We start from the raw sequence: 6,435 nt of genomic DNA on the forward strand, positions 1-6,435 counted from the left end.
AAATAACGAGGTTCATTAGTGATTCTGATAACGATTGGGCTGGTTGTTCTTGTCATTGCCACTAGCTGGTATTCAGTCTATGGGCTTAAGCCCTACCACGTTAGTTCTCAAGACATCAGCGAGCGATATAGTTATGTGCAACCGGATCCAATTGATTTGGTGCAGAGTCAATTGGATAGTTGCTGCTATTCATTTACCTACAAAAGTTTTGATGGTGAGAACGTGAACGGTCAGCTCCATCTCCCAGCAGACATTAAGCACACAGCTGAATCTATTCCCGTCCTCATTGGAATGCATGCTATGGGGCGAAGCCATGAACGTTGGTTTAAAGATAGCATCGGCGGCAGAAAAACTGTCGAAAATACGCATAAAATCACCGAGCTTGCACTCAAAAAGGGCTATGCAGTTGTTGCTATTGATGCCCGCAAACATGGTAAACGTAAGGATCCCAAGCAATCGGTAAACAACATTATCAGCGACATGCATCGATGGGGCAAACGGGAGCCATATGAAAACATGCTTGTTGATACTGTGAAAGACCTCTGAGTGTTGATTGACTGGCTACAGAACCGTCGGAATTCGACAATACTAAAGTCCAAATTGCAGGCTACAGTATGGGCGCCCATATTGGCTTGTTGTTAGCCGCAGTTGATCAACGTGTATCGAAAGTTGCTGCTGTTGCCCCTCCTTTTGCGGGAGATAAAACCGCTATCGTATCGCCAAAAAATATTATGCCTAATTTGGCATAGTGCGCATTTTGGCTCTTTTCTTCTAGTAATGATGAATATGCTTCAAAAAAAGAAAACGAATTACTATTTGAAGCGTTACCGGGCTATAACAAGCGTCATTATACATTTGATAGCAACCATATCCTGCCTGAAAGTTATGTCGATAACTTAAATTTGTGGATGTAATTCCGCTTAACTACCGCCAACGCATTTCACATATATTTCATTGCCAGAACATCACAATATAAAGCTAATAGGTCACCCCCTTGCTAACGGCAAGGGGCAAATTTACTTTTCCAAGGTACCTTTAATGATGCGATATAAATATGTATTACCGGCACTGTTCATAGTTGTTTTTTCTTGGGTCACCTTTGGTGTGTCGGCGAGCCAGCGGGGCGAGCACGAACTTATTATTCAACATAACGACTTGGTTATTGCTGGCACCTTGGCATTGCCAGAATCTAAGTCGACAGATGCATTGGTAATTATGTTGTCTGGCAGCGGCCCTCAGGAACGAGATCAAACGTTGGATGGCTTTAAAGTATTTAAAGAGCTAGCAGGTCAGCTTCAAGCCGCTGGAATACCCAGTTTTCGATTTGATGATAGAGGTGTTGACGCTAGTACTGGCAACTTTGGCCAATCCACGTTAAATGATCATGCATCAGACGTACTTAAAATAATTAGCTATCTAAAGCAACACCAACGTTTTCGATTTGAAAGCTTTGTCTTACTTGGACATAGCCAGGGGAGTATAGTTGCAGCTCATGTTGCAACTAAAAGTAACGATGTTAAAAAGTTAGTGCTGATGGGGCCTCCATCCGTTCCGCTTATTGATATCTTACTGTATCAAGTGCGCCAGGAACATTTAGATAAAAGCCTGGCTCCGTCTTTAGTTGAGTCGGTAGTTCAGGCTCACAATGGGCTTCTCTGGGCTATCAATCAAAATAAGGATTTATCTTCTGCCGAGGCGACATTTGCAGAGGCCACACGCAAGGCATTGCTTACTCAATCAATAGATGTAGATACCCGTAAACTGGAAGAGCTGGTTGGCCAAACCACCAGCGAACACAAGCTCATTTATGGATTGCCCTCTCTTACCTCGTTTTTGTATCACGACACTGCGAAAGACTATGAGTCGCTTCAAATTCCAGTATTGGCATTATTCGGTGGTAAAGACCTTCAGGTTACGATTGCGCAAAATAAAGATGTTATGGACAGAGCGTTACTTAGATCCGGAACGCACTTTGAATTTGAAACCTTTGATAATGCCAACCATTTTTTTCAAGCGGCGGTAACCGGACAAAGAGCAGAATATTCTCAACTAGAGAAAAGTTTTGTCCCTGGGTTTGCCGAAAGTATAAGTTCCTGGATTTTACGGTAGTTAAGTTGAAATCATGCCTACAGCTTTTAGAAACACAATGGCTGAAGGAATCCCACCCAATAACTTTGTAGTGACCTAAATGAGTATTTTATGAAGCCGATTAAGTCTTTTATTTTTGCTTTTCTGGTTGTTTCATTTAGCTGCCTAGCCAATGGTGGGCTTGGTTTTGGTGCTGATGTATCTGTCGAAGGGTTTCTCAACCCGACAATAAAGCAATTTAAAATTATAGAAGTGCATTCAGGTTCGTCCGCAGATCTGGCAGGAGTAAAAGTTGGCCAACAGGTGCTTGAGATTGATGGATGTGTCATTCCTGGTTGCTCTGCTAGTAAAGCAAAGAAAATTATGAATAAAAAAGCTGGAGAGGTACTGCGTTTACGAGTTAAGAACTTGGATGGAAGTGAAGAGAACTTACATTTACTCGGGAGGAAACTGTCCGGTTATGCGGAATAGTGATTTAGGATGAAAGTTTCTATGATTTGATGTTAAGCAAAATGGTCACTTTCCTTAAATACACTTTAAAATTTTTCGAAAATTTCACATTGAAAAGAGCAAAGTCATACGAATAGTTTGTCATTCGCTGTATTACCAAATCGCTCAAACGCAAACTTTTAAAGCTTTATCCCAGCATTTCACGAGGTAAGAAATGAAAAAAGTAGCAGTATTCGGCAAGCCCGGAAGCGGAAAGTCAACATTAAGCAAACTGCTTGCTTATAAAACCGGCTTACCTCTTTATCAACTTGACTCAATGCTTTACACCAAAGATGGAGCCTTTGTTGACAGGAACGAATTCGATGCTAAGCATGAAGAAGTTTTAAAATCCGATTGTTGGATTATGGATGGCTTTGGTCCTATTGGCTCTTTTTATAAGCGCTTAGAAGAAGCTGATACCTTGATTTACATTGACCTCCCTTATATCACCAGTTACTGGTTTGTGACTAAACGGCTACTGAAAAGCGTTTTTGTAAAGCCAGAAGGTTGGCCGGATGGTAGCTCTGCGATTAAAGGCACTTTGGCAAGTTATAAAGTCTTGAAGCTTTGCCCGAAATTTTGGAATAAAGAATTTTCAGGAAAATTGCAATTAATGTCTGCCGCTAAATCCGTGCATATTATTAAATCAGTCAATGAATTAAGCAACGCTGAGTTTTTATAACCCGTTGTTTCGGGAATGTCGTGACTTTGAATAGCCACAAATCAGTATTAAGTGGCTTTAGGTTATCAAAGGAGAAATAAGTTTTGAAAATGAATTATTTTGTTTTTGGCACAAATAACATGCAAGCGTCGACTCAATTTTACGATGCGCTTTTTGAAAATGCCAAGCTACATAAAATTGTGCCGTCAGAAAGAATGACTTATTGGTTGGGTGAAGGATTTGCCTTTGCAGTAGCGATACCGTTCGATGATAACGTTGCAACCAATGGCAACGGAACTATGGTGGGTTTTAGCGTTGGCTCAGCTGAAGACGTTAAAAGGTTTTATAACAAAGCCATTGAGTTAGGCGCTATTTGTGAAGGTATACCTAATCAGCGTGGCCCACGCTATTCGGCTTATGTCAGAGATTTAGATAAAAATAAAATATGTTTCTCTGATTAAGTTTTGCATAGGTTTTCACTATCCACATCATTTTATCAATTGATGAACTCTTCAATTAATTATGAAAGCGACTCACGTGAGTCGTTTTCATGTTTTCACAATTATTTCTCTTCTAATGCTTCTAAATGAATTTTGGGTGACTCTTTGAGCATTCAGTGATTTTTTTCAACGATTCGTTAAAGGCTTTTCAAGTTAGATAAAAGCTATGCAATTGATGGTTGCTATTTAAGAGAGCTTGCTCTGTAAAACAGCAACATAAAAAGGTCTGGAGAGATTAAATGCTTAATAATTATAAAAATCATTCACGTGTGATGTTATCTTCGATTACGGTCGCGGTGTTGGCCGCCTGTGGTGGAGGTTCAACGAAAGAGGAAATAATTATACCTCCTGCGGCAACAGCGCCGATAGTATTAGCTGACTCCGCTGTGTCGTTAAACGATGCGGTTATTGATATTGATGTATTGGCGAATGACACTGCCGGCAGTGGTGGTGGGCTTACGCTAACATCAGTTACTAGCTCGTCTAAAGGTGAAGCCACTATCGTCGACAATAAAATTAGATATGTTCCTAGTACAAGTTTTTTAGGCTCAGACAGTTTTGATTACACAGTGACAAGTGGCTCGCAAACTGCGACTGGTAATGTAATTGTTAATGGGCATCAATCGCTTAATTTAAGCGGCAGGGTTATTGATTCTCCAATTGCAGATGCGATAGTTAGCGTAAGCATTAATGGTGAAACCTACACGGCAACAGCCGATAACCAAGGTTTTTATCAACTGTCATTATTATTGACTACAGCATTGGGTGATGAACTGATAAGGCTTAGTGCGCAAGGTGCTGATAGTAACAATCAGGGTTATGTTACGTTAAGCAGTTTAACAGCCAAGGCAACAGATTTATTGGCTTTACGGCAAGAAGATAATAGTGTTGGTCGTGAGCAAGATTCGTCATTACAAATTACCCAGGTTACCACGGCAAAAGATTTGCTTCTCAAACAGGTTGTCGGGGAGCATGTGCTTACTGCATCACAGTTAGCAGAGGCCGAAGTGTCGCTCGATGCTGAAAAGCTAATACAAACTACAGCAGCCATAAAGCTTTTGATTGATGATCCTGATTTTACCTTACCTGACGGATACAGCACGATAGAACAATTTGTTGCAGATACTGCAGCGTTCGAGCAGTTTATTAGTTCAGCTTCTGAAGGTGAAAATAGTCCAATAAGCCAGGCCATCGCAGCCACTTTGAACGACCCAGATATTATGCCTACTGCTCAACCGTTAGCCGGTCGATATATGCGTGTATTTGATGCTCCAGTCTTTATGACGCAAATCTCGTCACTTAATATAGAATTTTCAAATAATATGATTTACTTAGTGCAGGATGGAGCAGAAGTAATAGATAATTTTACCTATACCGAGAAAGAAACTTCTATATCAGGCAGTGTTATAACTGTAATTGATCCTGAAGAGAGTGGACACTATCAATACGCAACTTACAGACCGATTGCTTCTTTACTCGATAATCAAGCGGAATTAGATACATGGAATCAGCAAGGGTGCCCGGGTTTGGTAAATGTTACAACCTACCTGGGTATTAAAAGTTTTACTATTCTTGAACAAACTGATAGCTACTTTACCGCAACTGTTGATTCGTTCTCCAGACAGGTACCAGATAATCCGTGCCAGGGAATAACGTTAAATCCAACGATTACCGACGGTCAATATACATCACGCTTTTTAAACAGCGACAACCTAATACAAAGCCAAGCAGCTTTTGATCTATCTCAAACGCAGGAGTGGGTCCTTCCTGATGTCAAGGGCTCGGCCATTGATAGCGATTTGTTTACATTAAACCCTGATGGTAGTTTTGACACTTTGGCAGGACTTTATAGTAACTATATTCGAACCTGGAGTTTGTCTGACGACAACAAAACCCTTATTGTTAAAATTACAAATCCGTCTTCTGAGAGTGATTTTAACCAAATGAATTTGCATATTGTCAGAGAATTAGAAAGTGCTTTTTCTGTTTTGGTTTCTTTTAGTACAGGGGAACCGTCTAAGCGATATGACAGAATGGCATCGGTTTTAGCGGTAAAAGGCGATGGTGTAGTGAACAAGTTTACGTCAACATCTACCACCAATGATATGATCCTGTCGTCAGTTAACTCTAGAAATAAAGAGTGGAAAGATCGGCAGCGGTTGCCTGGAGCCTGGTTTGGCTGGAAGTTAGAGGAAGGTAATACTTCTTATACGCCTATATTTACTTGTGACGGCGTGAACTCTCTGGCGAAACCCGGCGCAGTATGTACCGGCAGGTTTGTCTTCACTGGTGAATCGTTTAATTTTGGAACATGGCAAGTAAAAAATAATCAGCTACACATTGAGCTGGGAAAAGCGGCAGATTATTCGAGCGGTGCTTGTGTTGAAGGGGAGCCCTGTAATTTACGGGTAATAGTGCCTCTTTATGAAAGCGATGGAGTGTTTACCGGCTACGAATACAACATACTTTCAACTGAACTTGCAGCGCAGTATGCTGTTCCTTCAACCAATAACAATTTCCAAATTAGGCCACGCGTTATGTATTGGACATTACAAGATTTACCATTATCTGAGTAAATACATTATGAAACTAACCCCGTTTTTACGGGGTTAGTTTAGACTCTCCGTCTAAGTCGCAAAGTATAATTAAGTACTTTTTCTAATAAATAACATCCGGTACACCCTGAAGTAAGTTAGA

General features: G+C 40.7%; 6 protein-coding genes. All 6 read left to right on the top strand.

From position 1 onward, the window contains the following. Positions 1 to 18: 18 nt before the first annotated feature. The 6 genes from AB1N33_RS16065 to AB1N33_RS16090 all read left to right on the top strand — a co-directional run bounded on the left by AB1N33_RS16065 (position 19) and on the right by AB1N33_RS16090 (position 6,314). Positions 19 to 546 (top strand): alpha/beta hydrolase family protein, encoded by a 528-nt coding sequence (locus tag AB1N33_RS16065; protein ID WP_411272584.1) that lies wholly within the window; start codon positions 19 to 21, stop codon positions 544 to 546. Positions 547 to 1,038: 492 nt separating this feature from the next. Continuing rightward, entirely contained in the window at positions 1,039 to 2,109 is a 1,071-nt protein-coding gene (locus AB1N33_RS16070; protein WP_411272585.1) for an alpha/beta hydrolase family protein, read from the top strand. A 90-nt stretch (positions 2,110 to 2,199) separates the two neighbouring features. Beyond that, complete coding sequence (locus AB1N33_RS16075) at positions 2,200 to 2,559, top strand: PDZ domain-containing protein (RefSeq protein WP_411272586.1); 360 nt, start codon at positions 2,200 to 2,202, stop codon at positions 2,557 to 2,559. A 193-nt stretch (positions 2,560 to 2,752) separates the two neighbouring features. Beyond that, positions 2,753 to 3,259 (top strand): P-loop NTPase family protein, encoded by a 507-nt coding sequence (locus tag AB1N33_RS16080; RefSeq protein WP_411272587.1) that lies wholly within the window; start codon positions 2,753 to 2,755, stop codon positions 3,257 to 3,259. Positions 3,260 to 3,348: 89 nt separating this feature from the next. Beyond that, positions 3,349 to 3,699, top strand: coding sequence for a VOC family protein (locus AB1N33_RS16085; protein ID WP_411272589.1), 351 nt, complete (start codon positions 3,349 to 3,351; stop codon positions 3,697 to 3,699). A 278-nt stretch (positions 3,700 to 3,977) separates the two neighbouring features. Beyond that, positions 3,978 to 6,314 (top strand): Ig-like domain-containing protein, encoded by a 2,337-nt coding sequence (locus tag AB1N33_RS16090; RefSeq protein ID WP_411272588.1) that lies wholly within the window; start codon positions 3,978 to 3,980, stop codon positions 6,312 to 6,314. The last annotated feature ends 121 nt before the right edge of the window (positions 6,315 to 6,435 follow it).

Source organism: Alteromonas nitratireducens (assembly GCF_040812025.1).
GTDB lineage: Bacteria > Pseudomonadota > Gammaproteobacteria > Enterobacterales > Alteromonadaceae > Alteromonas > Alteromonas nitratireducens.

Excerpts from the sequence above, each read along its gene's own strand:
- AB1N33_RS16070 (WP_411272585.1), top strand. The coding sequence starts at position 1,039 with ATGATGCGATATAAATATGTATTACCGGCACTGTTCATAGTTGTTTTT.
- AB1N33_RS16075 (WP_411272586.1), top strand. The coding sequence starts at position 2,200 with ATGAAGCCGATTAAGTCTTTTATTTTTGCTTTTCTGGTTGTTTCATTT.
- AB1N33_RS16080 (WP_411272587.1), top strand. The coding sequence starts at position 2,753 with ATGAAAAAAGTAGCAGTATTCGGCAAGCCCGGAAGCGGAAAGTCAACA.
- AB1N33_RS16085 (WP_411272589.1), top strand. The coding sequence starts at position 3,349 with ATGAATTATTTTGTTTTTGGCACAAATAACATGCAAGCGTCGACTCAA.
- AB1N33_RS16090 (WP_411272588.1), top strand. The coding sequence starts at position 3,978 with ATGCTTAATAATTATAAAAATCATTCACGTGTGATGTTATCTTCGATT.